This window comes from Bradyrhizobium agreste (genome assembly GCF_016031625.1).
Classification (GTDB): Bacteria; Pseudomonadota; Alphaproteobacteria; order Rhizobiales; family Xanthobacteraceae; genus Bradyrhizobium; species Bradyrhizobium agreste.
In genome coordinates this window covers 290,257-308,538 of sequence record NZ_JACCHP010000003.1, presented here as the reverse complement: position 1 = coordinate 308,538, position 18,282 = coordinate 290,257, and the positions used below count along the sequence as shown (strand labels likewise).

General features: G+C 62.5%; 25 protein-coding genes, 1 tRNA gene and 2 pseudogenes. 14 read left to right on the top strand and 14 right to left on the bottom strand.

Annotated features, from left to right (window positions below; translation table 11 throughout):
• Positions 1 to 567 carry an elongation factor P gene (gene efp / locus HZZ13_RS06295; RefSeq protein WP_024337831.1) on the bottom strand — a complete coding sequence of 189 codons (567 nt, stop codon included), beginning with the start codon at positions 565 to 567 and terminating at the stop codon, positions 1 to 3.
• Positions 568 to 729: 162 nt separating this feature from the next.
• On the opposite strand from efp, the gene epmA reads away from it, so the two are divergent.
• Genes epmA through HZZ13_RS06280 form a run of 3 tightly spaced genes read left to right on the top strand, consistent with a single transcriptional unit; the run spans position 730 to position 3,171 of the window.
• On the top strand, positions 730 to 1,782 hold the full coding sequence (epmA, locus tag HZZ13_RS06290) for an EF-P lysine aminoacylase EpmA (RefSeq protein ID WP_197958763.1): 1,053 nt from the start codon (positions 730 to 732) through the stop codon (positions 1,780 to 1,782).
• Entirely contained in the window at positions 1,779 to 2,873 is a 1,095-nt protein-coding gene (locus HZZ13_RS06285; protein ID WP_197958762.1) for a lysine-2,3-aminomutase-like protein, read from the top strand. Before epmA ends, HZZ13_RS06285 begins: the two co-directional genes overlap by 4 nt.
• A 43-nt stretch (positions 2,874 to 2,916) precedes the next feature.
• A complete protein-coding gene (locus HZZ13_RS06280) occupies positions 2,917 to 3,171 on the top strand; it encodes a hypothetical protein (protein ID WP_197958761.1) in 255 nt (84 codons plus the stop codon).
• Positions 3,172 to 3,241: 70 nt separating this feature from the next.
• Here the strand turns inward: HZZ13_RS06280 and HZZ13_RS06275 are convergent, their stop codons facing one another.
• The 6 genes from HZZ13_RS06275 to HZZ13_RS06250 form a co-directional block, all read right to left on the bottom strand.
• Positions 3,242 to 4,327 carry a 3-deoxy-7-phosphoheptulonate synthase gene (locus tag HZZ13_RS06275; RefSeq protein WP_197958760.1) on the bottom strand — a complete coding sequence of 362 codons (1,086 nt, stop codon included), beginning with the start codon at positions 4,325 to 4,327 and terminating at the stop codon, positions 3,242 to 3,244.
• A 235-nt stretch (positions 4,328 to 4,562) separates the two neighbouring features.
• A complete protein-coding gene (locus tag HZZ13_RS06270; RefSeq protein ID WP_197958759.1) occupies positions 4,563 to 5,141 on the bottom strand; it encodes an HdeD family acid-resistance protein in 579 nt (192 codons plus the stop codon).
• Between the two features lie 70 nt (positions 5,142 to 5,211).
• Entirely contained in the window at positions 5,212 to 6,252 is a 1,041-nt protein-coding gene (locus tag HZZ13_RS06265) for a PrsW family glutamic-type intramembrane protease (protein WP_197958758.1), read from the bottom strand.
• A 318-nt stretch (positions 6,253 to 6,570) separates the two neighbouring features.
• Positions 6,571 to 6,843: a hypothetical protein gene (locus HZZ13_RS06260; RefSeq protein WP_197958757.1), complete on the bottom strand. Its 273-nt coding sequence runs from the start codon at positions 6,841 to 6,843 to the stop codon at positions 6,571 to 6,573.
• A 104-nt stretch (positions 6,844 to 6,947) separates the two neighbouring features.
• Entirely contained in the window at positions 6,948 to 7,574 is a 627-nt protein-coding gene (locus HZZ13_RS06255) for a PilZ domain-containing protein (protein WP_197958756.1), read from the bottom strand.
• 269 nt (positions 7,575 to 7,843) lie between these two features.
• Positions 7,844 to 7,918, bottom strand: a tRNA-Glu gene (locus tag HZZ13_RS06250).
• A gap of 223 nt (positions 7,919 to 8,141) precedes the next feature.
• On the opposite strand from HZZ13_RS06250, the gene HZZ13_RS06245 reads away from it, so the two are divergent.
• The 3 genes from HZZ13_RS06245 to HZZ13_RS06235 are packed head-to-tail and all read left to right on the top strand — an operon-like array spanning position 8,142 to position 8,872.
• Positions 8,142 to 8,396, top strand: a complete 255-nt coding sequence (locus tag HZZ13_RS06245) for a PilZ domain-containing protein (RefSeq protein WP_197958755.1) — start codon at positions 8,142 to 8,144, stop codon at positions 8,394 to 8,396.
• Between the two features lie 50 nt (positions 8,397 to 8,446).
• On the top strand, positions 8,447 to 8,695 hold the full coding sequence (locus tag HZZ13_RS06240) for a hypothetical protein (protein WP_197958754.1): 249 nt from the start codon (positions 8,447 to 8,449) through the stop codon (positions 8,693 to 8,695).
• A gap of 6 nt (positions 8,696 to 8,701) precedes the next feature.
• Positions 8,702 to 8,872 carry a hypothetical protein gene (locus HZZ13_RS06235; protein WP_197958753.1) on the top strand — a complete coding sequence of 57 codons (171 nt, stop codon included), beginning with the start codon at positions 8,702 to 8,704 and terminating at the stop codon, positions 8,870 to 8,872.
• 121 nt (positions 8,873 to 8,993) lie between these two features.
• On the opposite strand, the gene HZZ13_RS06230 is transcribed toward HZZ13_RS06235, so the two are convergent.
• A complete protein-coding gene (locus tag HZZ13_RS06230) occupies positions 8,994 to 9,632 on the bottom strand; it encodes a glutathione S-transferase family protein (protein WP_197958752.1) in 639 nt (212 codons plus the stop codon).
• Between the two features lie 412 nt (positions 9,633 to 10,044).
• Positions 10,045 to 10,497 (bottom strand): VOC family protein, encoded by a 453-nt coding sequence (locus tag HZZ13_RS06225; RefSeq protein WP_197958751.1) that lies wholly within the window; start codon positions 10,495 to 10,497, stop codon positions 10,045 to 10,047.
• Between the two features lie 401 nt (positions 10,498 to 10,898).
• Here HZZ13_RS06225 and HZZ13_RS06220 point away from each other — a divergent pair, with 401 nt between their 5' ends.
• From HZZ13_RS06220 to HZZ13_RS06205, 4 genes are all read left to right on the top strand, one after another.
• On the top strand, positions 10,899 to 11,117 hold the full coding sequence (locus HZZ13_RS06220) for a hypothetical protein (RefSeq protein ID WP_197958750.1): 219 nt from the start codon (positions 10,899 to 10,901) through the stop codon (positions 11,115 to 11,117).
• Between the two features lie 33 nt (positions 11,118 to 11,150).
• Positions 11,151 to 12,083: a hypothetical protein gene (locus HZZ13_RS06215; protein ID WP_197958749.1), complete on the top strand. Its 933-nt coding sequence runs from the start codon at positions 11,151 to 11,153 to the stop codon at positions 12,081 to 12,083.
• A 413-nt stretch (positions 12,084 to 12,496) separates the two neighbouring features.
• A complete protein-coding gene (locus HZZ13_RS06210) occupies positions 12,497 to 13,021 on the top strand; it encodes a hypothetical protein (RefSeq protein ID WP_197958748.1) in 525 nt (174 codons plus the stop codon).
• Between the two features lie 353 nt (positions 13,022 to 13,374).
• Entirely contained in the window at positions 13,375 to 13,878 is a 504-nt protein-coding gene (locus HZZ13_RS06205; protein ID WP_197958747.1) for a hypothetical protein, read from the top strand.
• 272 nt (positions 13,879 to 14,150) lie between these two features.
• On the opposite strand, the gene HZZ13_RS37600 is transcribed toward HZZ13_RS06205, so the two are convergent.
• From HZZ13_RS37600 to HZZ13_RS06190, 4 genes and pseudogenes are all read right to left on the bottom strand, one after another.
• Positions 14,151 to 14,690 carry a tannase/feruloyl esterase family alpha/beta hydrolase gene (locus tag HZZ13_RS37600; RefSeq protein WP_512699604.1) on the bottom strand — a complete coding sequence of 180 codons (540 nt, stop codon included), beginning with the start codon at positions 14,688 to 14,690 and terminating at the stop codon, positions 14,151 to 14,153.
• A 6-nt stretch (positions 14,691 to 14,696) separates the two neighbouring features.
• Positions 14,697 to 15,629, bottom strand: a pseudogene (locus HZZ13_RS37595) (tannase/feruloyl esterase family alpha/beta hydrolase); the annotation flags it as partial.
• Positions 15,630 to 15,953: 324 nt separating this feature from the next.
• Positions 15,954 to 16,246, bottom strand: a pseudogene (locus HZZ13_RS06195) (type II toxin-antitoxin system RelE/ParE family toxin).
• Positions 16,243 to 16,551 carry a type II toxin-antitoxin system RelB/DinJ family antitoxin gene (locus tag HZZ13_RS06190; protein ID WP_197958745.1) on the bottom strand — a complete coding sequence of 103 codons (309 nt, stop codon included), beginning with the start codon at positions 16,549 to 16,551 and terminating at the stop codon, positions 16,243 to 16,245. The pseudogene HZZ13_RS06195 and the gene HZZ13_RS06190 overlap by 4 nt, the downstream one beginning before the upstream one ends.
• Before the next feature lie 190 nt (positions 16,552 to 16,741).
• On the opposite strand from HZZ13_RS06190, the gene HZZ13_RS06185 reads away from it, so the two are divergent.
• Complete coding sequence (locus HZZ13_RS06185; protein ID WP_197958744.1) at positions 16,742 to 16,942, top strand: hypothetical protein; 201 nt, start codon at positions 16,742 to 16,744, stop codon at positions 16,940 to 16,942.
• Positions 16,942 to 17,205, top strand: coding sequence for a hypothetical protein (locus tag HZZ13_RS06180; protein ID WP_197958743.1), 264 nt, complete (start codon positions 16,942 to 16,944; stop codon positions 17,203 to 17,205). The genes HZZ13_RS06185 and HZZ13_RS06180 overlap by 1 nt, the downstream gene beginning before the upstream one ends.
• Before the next feature lie 214 nt (positions 17,206 to 17,419).
• Here the strand turns inward: HZZ13_RS06180 and HZZ13_RS06175 are convergent, their stop codons facing one another.
• A complete protein-coding gene (locus tag HZZ13_RS06175; RefSeq protein ID WP_197958742.1) occupies positions 17,420 to 17,611 on the bottom strand; it encodes a DUF3072 domain-containing protein in 192 nt (63 codons plus the stop codon).
• 98 nt (positions 17,612 to 17,709) lie between these two features.
• On the opposite strand from HZZ13_RS06175, the gene HZZ13_RS06170 reads away from it, so the two are divergent.
• Both HZZ13_RS06170 and HZZ13_RS06165 read left to right on the top strand, forming a co-directional pair.
• Positions 17,710 to 17,943: a hypothetical protein gene (locus HZZ13_RS06170; protein ID WP_197958741.1), complete on the top strand. Its 234-nt coding sequence runs from the start codon at positions 17,710 to 17,712 to the stop codon at positions 17,941 to 17,943.
• Positions 17,940 to 18,164 (top strand): hypothetical protein, encoded by a 225-nt coding sequence (locus HZZ13_RS06165; RefSeq protein WP_085974320.1) that lies wholly within the window; start codon positions 17,940 to 17,942, stop codon positions 18,162 to 18,164. Before HZZ13_RS06170 ends, HZZ13_RS06165 begins: the two co-directional genes overlap by 4 nt.
• The last annotated feature ends 118 nt before the right edge of the window (positions 18,165 to 18,282 follow it).

Below are 18,282 nucleotides of genomic sequence, written 5' to 3'. Positions count from 1 at the left end.
TTAATCCTTGGCGCGCTCGGCGTAGGAGCCGTCTTCGGTCATCACCACGACGCGGGTGCCGACCGTGATGTGCGGCGGCACGGTGGTGCGCACGCCGTTGGAGAGCACCGCCGGCTTGTAGGAGGAGGAGGCGGTCTGGCCCTTGGTCACGGGCTCGGTCTCGACCACTTCCAGCGTCACGCGCTGCGGCAGGGCGATTGCCACCGGGTTGGTGTCGTGCATGGAGAGCTTGACCGTCATGCTCTCCTGCAGATACGCAGCGGCGTCGCCGACGACGTCCTTGGAGACCTGGACCTGGTCGTAGGTCTCCGGGTTCATGAAGTGGTAGCCGTCGCCATCCTCATAGAGGTAGGTGTAGTTGCGCTCTTCGATCGTAGCCTTTTCGACCTGGTCGGTGGTCTTGTAGCGTTCCGAGATCTTTACCCCGTCCGAGATTCGGCGCATTTCGATCTGGCTGACCGGGGTGCCCTTGCCGGGATGGATGTTCTCGGCGCTCACGACGACATAGAGCTTGCCGTCTTGCTCGATCACGTTGCCCTTGCGAATAGAACTGGCGATGACTCTCAAAGCTGTATTTCCTGCTTGCTTGGCCCGGCACCAGCCAGGACGTGGTCGAATTGATGGGGGACTTGGGGCCTCAAATCGGACCTCGGCGCCCGTTTCGGGCCGCAACATACTGATTTTGCCGTTGGATGCCAGCATTTTGCTGCCGGCTGGGGCGGTCGGTTGATGGCTGGGGACAAGCCGATGTCGCCGTTCTGGTCGCCTGCGCGGCACCTCGACCGGCGGCCGTTCCTAAAGGCCAGGGGCGCCGTGACCGGAGCTTTGCGGGGCTTTTTCGCCGAACAGGGCTTTGTGGAGGTCGAAACCTCGGTCCTCCAGGTCTCACCGGGCAACGAGACCCATCTGCACGCCCCACGGACCGAGATCATGCGGCCCGACGGCAGCCGGGCCAGCCGATACCTGCGCACCTCGCCCGAATTCGCCTGCAAGAAGCTTCTGGCGGCGGGCGAGACGCGGATTTTCGAGTTCGCACGGGTGTTCCGGGACCGAGAGCGCGGCGACCTGCATCTGCCCGAGTTCACCATGCTAGAATGGTACCGCGCGGGCGCCCCCTATGATGCCATCATGGCTGATTGCGTCGTCGTGATCGCCCGTGCGGCGCAGGCGACCGGGATCGGGACCTTCTCCTTCCGCGGCCGGACCGCCGATCCCTTCGTCGAGCCTGAGCTCCTGACGGTCGCGGGCGCCTTTGCGCACTTTGCCGGCATCGACCTGCTGTCGACAATTTCGGGCGACGAGGGTAACCGTGCGGCGCTGGCCGCGGCGGCCGCCGGGAAGGTCCGTGTCGCCGAGGACGACACCTGGTCGGACATCTTCAGCAAGGTCCTGGTCGAGCACGTCGAGCCGCAGCTGGGGCAGGGGCGTTTGACCATCCTGTTCGAATACCCATCTCCAGAGGCGGCGCTGGCGCGGGTAAAAACGGATGATCCGAGGGTCGCCGAACGTTTTGAGGTCTATGCCTGCGGCGTCGAACTCGCCAACGGCTTTGGAGAGCTGACCGATGCCGAGGAGCAGCGCAAACGCTTCACGGAATCGATGACTGAGAAGCAGCGCCGCTACGGCGAAGCCTATCCGCTCGACGAGGACTTTCTGGCGGCGGTCGCCGCAATGCCGGAGGCGAGCGGTGTCGCGCTCGGCTTCGACCGGCTGGTGATGCTGGCGAGCGGCGCCACACGAATTGATCAGGTGGTGTGGACACCGCCTGCGGATGAGAGATGACAAAGACGAATCTTGCACGCACTCTGCGCGAGCCCGCCGAGCTGGTGGCCGAGGGCCTCGTCCCCGCATCGGCGCTGCCGGCGCTCGAACGCGTCGCGGCGCGCTATGCAGTGGCCATCACCCCTGATCTCGTTGATCTGATCGACACGACCGATCCCGACGATCCCATCGCGCGGCAGTTCGTTCCTGTTTCAGCCGAGCTCGAGGCGCAGCCGGGCGAGAATGCCGATCCGATCGGCGATCACCCGCATTCGCCGGTCGCGGGAATCGTGCACCGCTACCCCGACCGCGTGCTGTTCAAGCTCGTGCACGTCTGCGCGGTCTATTGCCGCTTCTGCTTCCGCCGCGAGATGGTCGGACCCGGCAAGGACAACGCGCTGTCGGAGAGTGCCTATCGCACCGCGATCGACTACATCCGGTCGCATGGCGAGATCTGGGAAGTGATCCTGACCGGCGGCGATCCCCTGATGCTGTCGCCTCGGCGGATGAGCGAGATCATGGCCGACCTTGCGGCCATCGATCACGTCAAGGTCATCCGTCTTCATACCCGCGTCCCCGTGGCCGATCCGGCGCGCATCAGCGCGGAGATGGTCGCGGCCCTGAAGGTCGCGGGCGCGGCCACCTGGGTCGCGGTACATGCCAACCACGCGCGCGAACTGACGGGCCCCGCGCGTGCTGCCTGCGCGCGGCTCGTCGATGCTGGAATTCCACTGGTGAGCCAATCCGTGCTTTTGCGCGGCGTCAATGACAACATCGCCGCGCTGTCGGATTTGATGCGAGCTTTCGTCGAATGCCGGATCAAGCCGTATTATCTGCATCACGGCGATCTCGCCCCGGGAACGGCGCATCTGCGAACGACGCTGGCGCAGGGCCAGGCATTGATGCGGCAGTTGCGCGGGCGAGTGTCGGGCCTGTGTCAGCCGGACTATGTCATCGACATTCCCGGCGGTGCAGGCAAGTCGCCGGTGGGGCCGAATTACGTGTTGGCGGTGCAAAATACCGCAGACGAGACAAGTGAAGCGAAATCGGAAACGCGCTATCGTATCGTCGACTATTGCGGCGACGTTCATCTCTATCCGCCCGAGGCATGAGTGGCGATGGCATGGACGCAGATTTGAGAATGGAGAAACGGACATGACGAAGATCATGCTGGCAGCATCGCTCGTGGTCCTGCTTGGCGGCGCGGCCGTTGCGCAGACCGGCGGCTCCAAGGGATCGACATCAAGCGGCGCATCCTCCGGATCGGTGTTGCCGGCGCCGGTCGGTCATCGCCAGCCGCGTGCCAGCGATGTCCCTAGCGAGAAGAATCTGAGCGATGCGAACGATCCGCTCAGCAAGGAAAACCAGGCGCTCGACAAGAAGATCAAGAGCATCTGCCGCGGCTGCTGAGGCTTTCACCTCTCCCGTCGGGGCCCGTCGGGGAGAGGTGAGGAACGAGCCATCCTAACCTGATCATCCGTCAGGCCGACCTCTCGTGCAGTCCGGCGCGCTGGATGTTGCGGCGGATTTCAACCGCGTCGGCGAGCTGCTCGAGCGTCTTCGACGTCGTTGCCCAGTCAATGCAACCGTCCGTGATGCTCTGCCCATACGTGAGCGGCTTGCCCGGCACGACATCCTGGCGACCGGCGAGGAGATTGCTCTCGATCATCACGCCCATGATGCGGCTCTCGCCGCCCGAGATCTGGCGGGCGATATCGGCCGCGACCTGCGGCTGGTTCTCCGGCTTCTTGCTCGAATTGGCATGGCTCGCATCGACCATCACCAACGGGGCAACGCCGGATTTGGTCAATTCATTGCAGGCCGACGCAACGCTTGCCGCGTCGTAGTTCGGCTTGCTGCCCCCGCGCAGGATGATGTGGCAGTCCTCGTTGCCGGCGGTCGAGGCGATCGCCGAGCGGCCGAGCTTTGTGACCGCCATGAAATGATGGGGATGCGAAGCTGATTTCACCGCATCGGCGGCAATGCGAACGTTCCCATCGGTGCCGTTCTTGAAGCCGACCGGGCAGGACAGGCCCGAAGCCAGCTCGCGATGGATCTGGCTCTCGGTCGTGCGCGCGCCGATCGCGGCCCAGGAAACGAGGTCGGCGATGTATTGCGGCGTCGTCATGTCGAGGAATTCGGTGCCGGCGGGCAGACCGAGATTGTTCACCGCGGAGAGCACGTTGCGCGCGAGCCGCAGCCCCTTGTTGATGTCGAAGCTGCCGTCGAGGTCGGGATCGTTGATCAGGCCCTTCCAGCCGACCGTGGTGCGAGGCTTCTCGAAATAGACCCGCATCACGATCTCGAGCTGATCGGCCAGATCCTCGCGCAGTTTTGCCAGGCGCTCGGCATAGTCGAGTGCCGCCTTGGGATCGTGCACCGAGCAGGGGCCGACGACGACCAGAAGGCGGTCGTCCTGATTGCTCAGGATGGCACGGATGGCGTTGCGCGCGGCCATCACCACACGCGTCGCAGTGAGCGTGCGCGGGACCTCCCGCATCACCTCTTCCGGCGTGCTCAGCTCTTTCAGTTCGCGGATACGAAGATCGTCGGTCGTGCTCAGCACGGCGGGCTCCTGTCTGTTTTAGAACCTGCCGGCCAACAAAAAAGCCGCCAGGTCTGGCGGCTGTTCGGACGATTGCTGCAATGTTTTAGATTGAGCGCGATCCTCCGGCCGCCAGCGAGCTGTCGTAGCTAAAATACCAAAAATAGCTGGTGGCGACGGTGATCATGGGAAGGCCATATAGCCCGCCGCTGGCACCTTGTCACCCCCCAAACAGGGTGTGGAGCGACGAGGCGTCTCAGGTGTTGCCATTGCGTGCCGCCAGCGCCATGCCGATCATGGTGGCGCCGCCGAACAGCAGGTTGATACCGACGAGGACGCCGATGGCCCACTCCGCCGAGCTCGGCAGTCCCGTGATCACCATGAACGAGATCGCGATGTCGACCAGGCCCGCGATCAGCAGCCACGACCAGCGGCCGCTGAGCTCACGGCGGTGCTCCAGCGCGTACATGATGGTCGCGACGCCCTCGGCGAGAAAATAGGCGCCGAGCACGATGGTCAGCGTCAGCACGGCCTGAATCGGCCGCGCGAGCAGCAGCAAACCGGTCAGCACGGCCAGCGCAGCCGAGATCAGCGACCACCAGAAACCTGGCGTGCTGCGCGCCCAATAGGTCGCGATCAGTCCGCCGATGCCGCCGATCAGGAACATCCAGCCGAGAAAGATCGCGGTCGCAAGACTGGCGAGCGGCGGCAGGACAAGCGCGGCAATGCCGAGGACGGCAAGCAGTATCCCTTCGAACAGAAAAGCCTTCCAATGCGCCTTGACCGCCTGGTTCATCTCGGATTGGAGGCGGGAGAATTCCTCGGGCGATGTCATCGTCTGGCTCCGGAACGAGAGGGTTGCATCCCAATCTAGTGGGCCTGTCGCGCGTTCGCCATGCGTTGGATCAAGTACCACCGGGCGCCGACGAAAAGCCCTCCGCGTTGGTGCGAAGGCGGTTGCGGCCGAGAATGTAGATCGCCGTTGTGACAATCAGAAGCGCGAGGCCGAGCAGGATCGAGACGAAACCGATCGGAATCAGCGCCAGCGTCAGGTTGCGCTCGGGGTTGATCAGCCAGTGATGGATCGAGGTCAGGACAAAGGCGAGCCCGACGAAGCCGATGCCGCCGCCGGCGAGCAGCAGCGCCCACATCCGGCGCAGCTGGCTGAGCCGCTCGCGCGCGACATCGGTTCGCGGCGCATGATGGCGGGCGACGCGCCGGACCAGGCGGATGGCGAACGCAATTGAGCTGAAGCCGATCAATAGGCTCGCAGCGCCCAGCCACATGCGGAGTGTCGGATCGAGATCGGGCATGCGCTGGAGCGTCAGCAGCGGGAAGTCGAAGGCCGAATGCAGCGCGAGCGGGCCGGCGAAGATCAACAGCCGGCTGGAGAGACGGGCCCAATCGCGATGGTGGCGGTTCGCGCCCAGCGCCGTGCCGGCGCGCGCGATGGTCAGGTAGGCGCCGGCGATGATGCCGAGCGCGCCGTGGAACGGCACCGTCAGGACGCTGCGCAGCGCGGCGAGCGAGCGCCACATGTCGGCGTGCTGGACCAGGTAGGCGAGGTTCTCGTAGGCGGCGAAGCCGAGGCCGACCGCGGCGCCGTAGACCACGGTGTCCATCGGATTGGCAAAGGTCCGCCGCTTGGTCGATGAGACCAGCACGATGGCGATCACCTTGACGGCCTCCTCCGGCAGCGCGACACCGAAGACCGAATGCATGGCCAGCGCCGCCCAGGGGTCGTCCGGGGCGGCGACCATCTTGGCGAAGGGCGCGCGGGCGAGACCCAGGAGCGAAATGCTCGCCGCGCCCAACAGGAATGCGGTCCAGACCTGGGCCGGCGGCCCCGGGCGTTCCTCGGCGGCGATGACGAGCCAGAGCAACAGCAGCGCCGGAGCGATGGCGGCAGTTCCAATGACGGTGGGGAGCGCTTCGATCAGGTACATGGGCGCCGAAAATAGGTTCCCTTGATCCGCTTATCTACGTTCGCCGATGCGACCATGTGTCATGCGCTGGCTGTCGGCTCGCTTAACGAGCGCGACAGCCGCCGTTCATTCGCGCCATCTGCCGAGAAGTAGAATACAAACGCAATCAATTGCATGATGGCAGATGCTCGCCAATCGTGGCAACGATTGCCCGGCGCGTGAGGGATCGAGATTTGCTAGCGAGCTCAAGGAAATGCGCGGGGTATCTTTGGTCAACCCCATGGCGATTACAAAGCAACGCCCATGCCAGGCGTTCCCGCGACAGTCCGGTTTTCGAGCTCAGTGCGTGGTGAGCGCGGGCGGCGCGTCAGGTGCGACGTCGAAGGCGCCGAGATGGAATTCCTCGCCGGCGGAATCGGGCGATTCGGAACTCTGTGCGAGCAGCGTGAACGCCGCCTGCGGGTATCGCTTCCAGATCTCCAGATCGCCGGCTGTGATGGTGAGCCAGCCGAACGTGTACATGTAGCGTCCGGGCTCGGTGACCCGGCCGACCCTGTCCCAGGTGATCTTACCAACCTTGATCTTATCGACCGTGATCTTGTCGACTGCCATTCGGTCCCCCGATCGCAAGTCTGCAAAATGACGTCCGGCCCGAGGCACAGACCTGCAAAAGCTGATCCGGCATTGGGGCCGCTATAGGGCGGCGAGGCGGAGGGTCAGGCCGACTTCAGCAAGGGCGTGCGGACGATCAGGCGGTCGAGATCGTCCCGGTTCTGCTTTTCGGCGAACTTGACCGCAAAGCCGTGGCCGAATTTGCGGATCACCCGGCCGACACAGGCGCCGACCGCAAGCGGGGTTCCGATCGCCGGATCGTACTCGGAGGACACCGCGACACCGGCCGTCGAGACGTCGATGATGAAGCAGGGATGGCTGCTGCCGTCCGCGAGGGTCAGCACGGTGTGCGAGACCTGCGGAACGAAACGCGCGTCACGCCGCAGCTCCCGAACGCTCGCATCCTTCTGCTTCTTCTCGAGCCAGGTCAGCTTTTCCGACATCCAGGCGCGCCGCGCCCGCGTCATCTCGAGCTCCATCAGGAAACCCGCCTTCAGTGTCGCGCTGATGGTGCACTGGAATTCGCCGAAATCCTGGAAGTATGAGGTCACGCGCTCGCCGACCTTGCCGACCACAGGCACATCCACGATCATCCGGAAGGGCGAGACGCGCTTGGTCCGGCAGGCGAAGCTGCGGAGCTTGCCTTCGCAATCGTACCAGCGGGGCAGCGAGTAGCTGCCGCTGACGGCAACATCCACTGCTCGCTGCCTCAGGAACTCTGCGACGGACATGAGCGCTGACCGGGGGTTTGGGTGATTTCCGTATTTCCACGGTAGCAATCAAACTCTAAGCAAATGATACCGCTGCCCAAGAGCGGGGGTAAATTTTCGGTAAATGGCGCGGGGCAATGGTGCCGGTGGCGCAGCCATGGCGGAAGCGCCGGCATCGGCGATTGCAATGTCGGCTTTGTGCGGCGGCACGGGCCTCGACCGGTTTCGGCCTGGCATTGGCCGGAGATGCGGGGCAAGGAGGTTCATGCGGCCACGGCGGTTTGCGCCTTTGGCGCTCCCTAGCGGAATCGAACCGCTCTCTCCACCGTGAAAGGGTGGCGTCCTGACCGATAGACGAAGGGAGCAAACGCAGGGCCCTGCCGTTTTCCCGGCACGGCCGCTGGCTGGCCGAACATGGCCCGGCGGCTTGCAGCGGGCGAACGTATAGTGGCCTTTGCGCTCCCGGGCAAGCCGTTCGGGAACGCTCTTTTGGCGCCGGTGGACAGCACAGGGCCCGGGATCATTCGGAGGCGATTTCAACGGTTTGTTAGGGTCCCCTGCGTAGCGCTGGACGGGGAGATTTTGCCGATGCCACTGCCGAAGAAGCGCGCAGCCCGCAAGCTGCTGTCGCAGCACGCCTGGATCACGCTCGACGGCGGATTCGCCGCGCGGCACTGCCTGGTCCAGGACATTTCGGATTCGGGCGCCAAGATCACGCTGGACGAGGACGCGAGCCAGCTTCCCGGCGTGATCCGGATGGCCTTCGCACGCGATGCGCGCACCGGGCGGAGCTGCCAGGTGGTCTGGCGACGCGGCAAGTCGGCCGGCGTCAGGTTCCTCTGATCGCGGACGGTCCGATGGCGCGCGCGGCCGGTCCGCGCTACAAGGCGGCGATGCGCACGCCGCTCCTTATCCTGCTTTCCGTGCTGGCCACGTCCGCGACGGCGGCCGAGAGCCTGCGCCTGCCGCCTGCCGAGCGGCCACAGGCGGGCAAGGCGCTGCCGCTGAACGGCAGCACGGCCGGCAAGGCGAGGGCAGGCGCCTGCGCGGCCTACGGCCCGGGCTTCGTGTTGGCCGCGGGCACCTCGACCTGCGTCAAGCTCGGCGGCTCGACCAGCGTCGACACCGGCATCCGGCGCTGAAGACCCATGCCGGCGGATCTGGTGCGGCTCGACATCATCATCCCCGTGCTGATGTATTGCGCGCTGCTGTGGTGGGTCGGCCGCGGCGTCAGCTGGACTGCACGGCTGGCAACGGCCGCGGTGACGCTGCTGCTGATCATCGTCGTGCTGCTGTTCGAGCGCGGCTGGCCGGCCTGAAACAAAAACTGCGAAAACAACCCCATGCACAGTAGCCGTCAAGCGCTGCCGTGATGCCGCAGCCGCGCGCCGGAACGCCGATTCCCGGCGCGTTCGCCGCAGCTTAACCCGCGCGAGGTGCTCACGACATCGGCGGTGCGACGAATTGCGCAAATCCCGGCCGCTTGCCGAGCTCGGCGAGCCAGCGGGTGAGGTGCGGCTGCGCCGGCCGGCTGATGCCTTCCACCCCGAGCCAGCGCCGCGCATAGGATCCGACCGCGATGTCGGCGAGCGTGAACGCCTCGCCCTCGATGAAGCGGCGCGTGGCGAGCAGGCGGTCGGCGATGGCCCAGACCTCGGCGGCCGCATCGGCATCGCGCTGCACCTGGATCATGTCGCGCTCGGCGGGCGCGGTGCGCACGATGCCCCAGAACACCGGGCGGTCGACCGGCTGCACCGTCGACAGCGTCCAATCGAGCCAGCGCTCGACCGAGGCGCGCTGCTTCGGCGCCTCGGGATAGATCGGGGTGCCGCGGCCATGCGCGAGGCAGAGATAGCGCATGATGGAGTTGGACTCCCACAGCACGAAGTCGCCCTCGACCAGCGTCGGGATCCGTGCGTTGGGATTCATCGCCAGGTACTCGGCCTCGCGCGTCTTGCCGTATTGCATGCCGGCGTCGATGCGCTCGTAGGCGAGGCCGAGCTCGGTGCAGCACCACAGCACCTTCTGCACGTTGACCGAATTGGCGCGGCCCCAGATCGTCAGCTTGGTGTCAGGCATGAAGCGTCTCCCCGCGGTGTTGTCCGGTGTCGTAGCCTGGATGGAGCCAACGGGTCGGCGCGAAGCGCCGCCCGATGACAGGCTCCGCGCAATCCGGGGCCGGTGTCCCCGCATTTCGCTGCGCTCCATGCGGGCTACAAATCCACCTTCGGGGTGATAGCGGAATTCGGCGTGCCGAGCGATGCGCGATTGCATCGCGCCCGTCATGCAAAAAGCTCCACACGCGGCGGAGCTTTCATTGCAAAGTTCAAACTGACGCTCAGCGGCCGAAGAACAGCCACAACAGAATGATCACCGGGATCGGCACGCCAAGCATCCACAGCAACAGCCCTCTCGCCATCGCATTCCTCCTCCAATCGCATCACTGGAGGGTGAACGCGGGCAGCTGGTGCTTGTTCCTGCGCGAATGGGCCTACCAATGGCCGGTATTGGGCATCGAGGCCCAGGGCTCCTGCGGCGGCTTCGGATCGCCCTTCTGCAACAGCTCGATCGAGTGCAGGTCGGGCGAGCGCACGAAGGCCATGTTGCCGTCGCGCGGCGGACGGTTGATGGTGACGCCCGCCTTCATCAGCTTTTCGCAGGTGGCGTAGATGTCGTCGACCTCATAGGCGAGATGGCCGAAGAAGCGGTCCTCGCCATACGTCTCCTCGTCCCAATTATAGGTGAGCTCGACCAGCGGCGCCCCGCGCGTCGGCGGCTGTTTCTTCAGGCCCTCGAGATCGTCCGCCGAGCACAGGAACACCAGCGTGAACCGCCCCTTCTCGTTCTCGATCCGCCGCACCTCCTTCAGCCCCAGCGCATCCTGGTAGAACTTCAGCGCGACATCGAGATTGCGCACGCGCAGCATGGTGTGGAGGTATCGCATTTTTCTTATCTCCTTGAGAACGTTCCAGGACATTGCGCCCTTGATGGCAGTAGGGAGCAAAATAGCAGTAAAATCCGCATCGGGGCACTGCCATGCGTGCGGATTACGTGCGGCTTCACCTTGGTTTGTTCTGGGGATGGTGTAGGCGCCCGTCCTCGGTATCGGCAGCATCGCCCGCATCTGTGGCCGCACCCCTCTTAAGCCCTCGGGCGGAGGGTGTGCATAGCGCCGAGAGCTGAGGCGTTGGGTAAACGCAAGCCCCCGGCCTGTGGACGGCTTGGGGTAACTAGGCCGCGCTATTAGCTGTGAATAGGTCGAATAACTCGGATAGTCCGGTCAAAAACCTGACCATTCAAATTCAACTCGGTATCCGTGGAGGTGGTGACCACACGGAGATTCGCATGAAAGACCTTTTGAAACGCTGGTGGGAAGGGCGGTATGTGCCGCCGGAGAATGACACGGGCGCCGCAATCTTCTTCACTCAGGGGCGGTACGAGCGCCACTGGACGTCGAAGGCCGCACATCGGGTATCCGAGTTTTACCTCAAGCATTGGCAGTGGTGCTTCAGTGCAGCATTCGCAGTGACAGGCTTAGTGATTGCTGCCCTCAAGCTGCCGTAACCTGTGGTAGCATGCCCCTATTTGGGGGGCGCTATGGCAAAGAAGGACGGCAAAAAAACTGCAGCTTTCTTCGATCTTCAAAAGAAGGACTATAGCAAGTGCCTCCACGGCGCTTTCGACTGCGAGCGCGAGCCTATTAGAGCGCATTCGATTCAGAACGCGAAGGTTCTGGATCTACTACAAAAGGACAACCACGTCCGAACCCCGTTGGGAAAGATCAAGGGGGGTGAGCATCCAGAATTTGAGTTCGGCTTGATCGGGAGAAACAACGCCTCCACGTTCACGGGGCTTTGCAGCAAGCACGATACCGAACTTTTTAATCTCATTGATACCGAGCCCTTAGACGTCAAAAATTTCTACCAACTCTATCAGCTCGCCTATCGATCGTTGATGCGGGAGCTGCATACGTGCCTGGAGGCTGCGTTTCGGTTTCAAATCGCTCACATCGAAAATGTGGAGAAGGGAATCACCAAGAAGGGGCAACCTGACGGTCCCGGGCTCGCTGCGGTGGTGTTCTTCACAAAGGCGTGGCGAGTGTTCCGCTATCGCGAGAAGCACTTTCACGACAAGCTGCAGCTCGGGCACTACGCGATCGAATTGAAAGACCAGGCACCCACGGTGGCGGTGTCATCGTTTTTCTCGGTCGCCTTCGATGAGAACGAAGACATCATCGGGCCGCTGTTCAACGTGGTCCCGTTGGATGCGACAAACACGGTCGCCATCCTCTCTTATCCTCAAGAGCACAAGGCCGAGATCAAGGCCAAGCTGCCTAAAGTATTTGAGGGCGCGGATAATAAGAAAGCTTTGTCTCATCTCATTCTCCAGCGAGTGGAGAACTTCGTGCTGTCGCCCACTTTCTACGACGGCTGGACGGCGCAAAAGCGCACCAACGTTCTCAAGTTTTTCAACGAGTCCATTTTTGAGCCCGCTGAGCCACCCGAGGGACAAGACCTTCTCTTGTTTTAGACCGCCCTCGGCTGGTTGTCGTTCGGCGGCTCTCCCTTGGGCCCGGTGCGTTTCCCGCTTTGGGCGTGCTGGTCGTTCGGATCTTTTCGCCTCCTTCGGTGACAGTGCACTCAACCTCAAGCCGCAGTTTGCGAGTTGAATACCCGTCACTGCAAAGTGGCATGCCTTTCTGCTTTGTGGGGCGCTATGTCACGGCCTCAAGCACACTGCCTGTCGTCGCCCTTTGTCTATCTCGGAAAACACTGTCGATGTGCAGCAAGCGGGATGGGTGGGTTCCCCAAATAGGTCCGAAGGACGGGCGGCCTCGATCGACTAATATGCGGAAGCCGCAACGGGTAATCGGGAGCATTTTTTGAACAACCTACATTCAATTGGTGGTAGTAGGGAAGATATTTCCTGCGGGGCGGGTGGATATGGACGCATTCAAAGACTTTCTTACAAAAGCGGGCGAGCTGTATCTGGCCGCACCTGCATTTTTCAACTGGGCCGCACCGATACTGGTGGCCGCTTTCGCGGGAATCGTGTGGTTTGCGTGGTGGCTCGGTGGAAAGTTGTCCGAAGGCGAAATCGCCGAACTCAAGGGTAAGGTTGAGGTTTTGGACCAACGGCTCAACTTCGCGAAAGACAGGGCCGACGCGGCGACTAAGGAGGTTGCCGAAGCGAAGGCCGGGTTTGAAAAACTGAAGAAAGAGATCGCAGGCGTGGCTCCGCGCGAAAAATTGCAGGATTCAGCAGATGTTTTTGAAGGCAATCTCAATCGCTTGTTCAGCGCAAATAACTCAACGGCGAGCGCGCTTGGATTTGTAAGCACAGGCTTCGATGAACGTGGTGGCCTCAAGTGGCGCAAAATCGAGAAACATGAAAGGCATCTGATTGATCCGATACCGATGTCTCGAAGCGCAAGAGAGCTGGCGAAAGCCAAGTCGGAACGAAGCTAACTCTTGCTTGGCCCTCCTGTTGGACTCCATATACTGGGCCAAGCGCCGAGACGGGATGATCCTGTTCTCCAATCACGCTCGCCGCCTAACCTTCGCCATCGATACGGCGAAAGTCCTCATGGGTTTCTTTGTTGGCGTTGCAACAAGCTTTTCGGCGTCAGATAGTCCTATGCTCAAGCAATCAGCTTTGGAATTTACGGTGACAGTGCACAGTGCACTGTCACCGTAATCGCGGGTCGCTTCTTCGGCTTTTCCTTCAATGGCTTCGCTGGCGTCTTGAGCGCGCCACGTAGCGCAGCCTCGAAACGCTCTTGGGCTTCTCGATCGCTGTATTTATCTGGGGCGATTTGGTCATGAACTACCCGACCTTCGGATTTTCTGCAGAAGAACTCCAGTCATTGGGCTTGCTCATAGTATATTGCGCCATCCTCGAAAACCAGGTTGACGATGTCCTCATGTCCTTCCGAGCGGAAGCAACAAAAGCAGGCCCAACTAAGGGACTCGCGGGAGAGACTCTTAGCGCCAAACTACAAGAGATAAAGATCGCCTCGCGATCCGAAACAGACCAAGAAATCGTTCATCTCGTGAAGGAACTGCGCTGGGCGATGGCTCACGTTCAAAAAGCACGAAATATGCTTGCTCACGGCAGAGTCCTTCAGGACGAGAATGGAGCTCCTTCGTTTTGGTCCCACTGGAAACTAAAGGAAATGACCGTCCCTGAAGTGACCGGCGTAATGCCAAGGCTCATATATGCAGGGAAAGTCACTCGACACATCCACTGGAAACTTATGAACCGCTCGAATGGGGGCATTTTCCCGATGACGCCGCTGCCACCATTGCCCGGCAGACCCGCTTGACCAACTCTTCTTCCTGCCCCCAGCCCCACGTGTAGCCTTCGAGTTCAGCCGCATCCACCCCGGCGTCGATCACGGCCTGGGAATTTCGGTGACAGTGCACTCAATTTTCCACCGCCCACTATTCGAAGTCTCTGCAAGATGCGTTGAGTGCACTGTCACCGTAGCTCGATGCGCGACGTTCTGAGAGCTTGCTTGCATTGTCATGGTCCTGCCACGTGCGCCAATCCTTGGCATCGCGTTCTATGGTTCGCATTTGACCGCGCACATCTCCCCTACTTGCACTCAAAACTCGCCGCGCTCTCCGGATCGCCTTGGCCCTTGTACTGCGCACGTTGCGGATAGGCGCAAAGCGGCCGACTGCGGCCGGGAAAGGCTGGTCCTGTCGCGACCACCAGATCGGGCGCCTTGCCGTCTTCCACCCAGTCCACGACCGCGCTGAGGAGATCGAAACGATCGAGCGTTGCGCCGCTCGAGCAGTGACCCATGCCGGGCACCAGGAAGGCCCGGCTCGATTTCTCCCGCACCAATTCCATGCCGCCGGAATCCGCCGCCATGCGCTCGTAGTAATTCACGGTGTCGAACGCCGAGAACCAGGGATCGCTCACACCGTGGTAGAACAGCATCTTGCCGCCACGGCCGAAATAGCTCGAAAGGTTGGTCCAGTAGGCGGTGTTGGTGAGGCGATCCATCCCGCTGGCGTTGACCCGGTCTTCGAGCTGATCGACGTCGATGCTTTGCCAAACAGGAGGTCCGACCGGACTGCGCGCGCCAGTGGTCAGAATGCCGGGAATGGCAACGCCTTCGGCTGCCACGCCGCTGTCCCAGGGGAACGGCGGATAGACCTGCGTGCCGCGTGAATTCTTCGGTCCGGCAAAAGCTTTCTTCAGGGCATCTACCTGCGGCGGCGCCAGGCAAGAATCCGTCTTGTCATCCGTCTTGTCGCCCTTGCAGGTGAGGACCGCGGGATCGAATTGACAGGCCTTGCCGTCGAAGATCAAGCCATCCTTGACGCCGTCTGTGGCGTCGCAGGCGTCGAGGATCGCGTTCGTGATCAGCTTGCGCTCGCCCGCGGAAAAAGTCTTGGCGGGCTCCGGCTTGCCGGACGCATCTTTCGGCGCGATCTGGCTGAAGGCAGCGTTGGCCCAGGCGAGACCGATATTGGAGTTGCCGGTGCGCATCGCAGGCGCGCCGGCGACGATGCCGTCGAATTGTTCGGGATAGCGCGCCGACGCCAGCATGCCTTCGCGGCCTCCGGTCGAGCACCCCGTGAAATAGGACCGTTTTGCGGGCTGGCCATAATAATGCGCGACGATCGCCTTGGCGGCCATCGTCACCTTGCCGACGGATGCAGTGGCGAAGTTGAGCGCGGCTTCCTGATCCTTCAGGAAGGAGGCATCGAACACCGCGCCCTGATGACCGCTATCGGTCGAGACCACGGCAAAGCCGCGCGCCAGCGCCGGCACCTCGCCGGCCGCCTGGTAACCCAGCGGCGGCCGGATCGAGCCGTTCAAACCGCCGCCGCCCTGAAACAAAAACCGGCCGTTCCAGCGATCAGGCAGGGCGACGGCAAAGCCGATCGCATAGGACTTGCCCTCCACCCCCACGCGCTGATCGATCACGCCATCCGCGCGACAGTTTTGCGGCAGCGCCACCGATACGGAGGCCGGCGCCGGCGGCGACGGCTGCACGGTCCCAGGCGGCGCCTCCGGCACCACCTCGGCCTTGGTGATTGTTGCCGTCGATACGGGCATCTTCCAGCCGGTCAAGTCAGCGCATTTGAGCGCAGGTGCTATGTTGGCTGAATCGTCGGCGCTTGCCGGCGAGATCGCAATGACCATGATGGCCGCGACCAGAGCCAGGCAAGCCAAGGCACCATCAAGGGCCACATTTCTTGTTCGCTGCATCGTTCCTCCCTGCCATTTTTTTATTGCGGCGTACGTAACTCACGTTGGCCGCCGGCCATCTGCTGCACGGACACTGAAACCATCTTGTGTTATTCGGGAGGTGCAGTCCAGCGGCGCAGCGGGCGAGCGGCACGCGCTGTAATTCATGGAGCCGCGACGGTTGCTGCAGACTCAATCCGCAGGAAGCTCATCGGGCCACTTCTGGGCGCCGTGCAGGATGCGCAATATCCGGATCGAGGTTTACGTTACGGTATAAGCTGCGACATAGGGGGTGCCGACAATGACGAGCTCGCGTGTGCCGGCCACACGGCCAGGGCGCCCATTCTCGGGAAATTCGACAAGTCGATGCGCAGCGGCAGCGATCCGCTCGTCGAGCGCTATGGCTGCGCGAGGATTTTCAGCGATGATGTGGTGAAGATGCCGTCGCGGTCCGACAGCGCGAAGGCGGACCAGACGAGCTTCACGACTTCGGTTCGTCCGTAGTACGCCGAGCCGCCGCGCGCCGCTTTGCGAAATGCGCTTCTGCCTGTTCGTCAGAGACATCGGCTCGCGTATCGTTCAATGCCTCCAGAACCTTCGCGCGGAACCTGACGTCATGAGCCTTGCTGTTGGTGAGGAGTTCGAGCGGTAGCGCGCCCTCGTTGGCGGTCCGGGTCAGCAGGATGCGGACCGCGTCCGATACCGTAAGCCCCATCTTCTCAAGGACCGCGGAGGCGCGATCACGGACTTCGGCGTCGATGCGTGTCTGGACAAGGGCATTTGCGGCCATGTCTGCCTCCTCCGAATGCCATAGGTCAATGTAATTCAATTGAATGACGAGAGCAAGGGCGGCAAGAGACTGCGGCGCCGACTCGCTAACCGTTGCGGTGCCATCATCGTAGCGGCCCGCGTTTGGCCGATCGAGACACCGCGATGACCGGCCTCGTGAACCCCGCCAGAGGTGGCGCCGACCAAACGCCATGGCCGCCCTCGTTGCAGAATTCCTGTTCGATCTCGTCAGAGCCCTCGTGGGGAGCTGGCTGAGACAGGCTGCGGTGGCCATCTGTGCGTGGCTCGATATGAAGATTCACAGCTGCGCTGCACGCTTTGTCGTGGGCGGGCTTCTCGGGATCGCCGCCTTTTTCCTCATTCCTGTGATCGCCGGCCTGCTGGGTCTTTGATGCCCTTCGCAAGGACACACCTCGTCATCGCATTGGCCGTGGGGGCGCTCATCTCGGCGGTGCTCCTCGTCCTGGAGCCGCTGACCGACTTCGCGTTTCTTTGGCTGGAGTGGCCGGGCATCACCGCAGCGTATTTTTTCTGGGGAGCGGTCGGAGGATCCACCTTCCTCGGCATCGCCATTTGCTGGGTCGTGAATGCGCTGATCTATGGTCTGGGTGCTTTCGTCATTCTCAGCGCTTTCAAGGTGCTGAGGGAAGCGTGATCCCTCACGCCGTCTCCTCGTCGTCCTTCGCGACGATCTCGACTTCGAAATAGCCCATGTCGCGCAGCTCGGCGGCTTTCTTCTCGGCCGCTTCCCTTGTGTCTCGCTTCAAGATGATCTGGCCGCTCCGTCGCGGGCACAAACGAAATAAGGCATTCTCGATTCCCAATTTCGTTTGCATAGGCACGGAGCCGGGTTCCCGCAACCGGACGGCTCACTGCTCCAGCCCGGCCTTTTGCCGCATCTTGTCGATCAGCTCCGAGGCCTCGGCCTTGGTCAGCTCCTCCTCGGGCAGGTCCTGGTGGGCCTGCTCGGCGAGGGTCTTGAGATAGGATTCCTGGGCTCCGGTCATCGGGTCGTCGCCGGAAACCCAGTCCTTCGGGTCCTTCCGGGTGTTGTCGGCCATCGCACATCTCCTATTCCGTTTTCCGTAGAACGTCGGACTCGACTCTTCGTTCCGTTTTTGTTCTCATGGCTCAAATCTCGAATTCGCGAGGCGGAACAATGCCGGACCTGGATTTTCTCGGGCGGGAGATCGAACGGATGCGTATCCAGATGGGCAGGCAGAGGAAGGAGATCCTCCAGCTGCAGCGGGCGGGGATCGGCACGGCCTCGGCACAAGCGCTGCTGTCGCGGATGGAGGCGAAGGTCGAGAGCCTGTGCGCCGAACGCGACGCGCTGAAGGCCGCGCAGCCGCGCCAGACCAAGGGCCGGGTGCTCGGCGGGAGGACGTGGTGAGCAGGCGGTGGTTCGACGACGAGAGAGACCTGTCGCCCTTCCTCACCGCGCTCGAGGACGTTCGCCGACGCGCGACGCGGGAAGGGTGGTGCTATGCCCACGTCCAGGCCATCATCGTCGCCATCGACCAATACGCGGAAGCCGCGACAGGCAACCGCGAGTATTTTTTGAACAAGCCGGTTTCGATCGGGGACAACAGGAAGGCCGCGGACATTCCGTGAGCGCTGACGACGTCAATACCGTCTCCAGCGCGCTCAACTGAGCGCCTTCCCGGGTAAGAGCGAGCTGGGGGAAGCGGGGTTCTCTGTCGAGGTGAAGCTTAGGGACGCTTCAACTGTA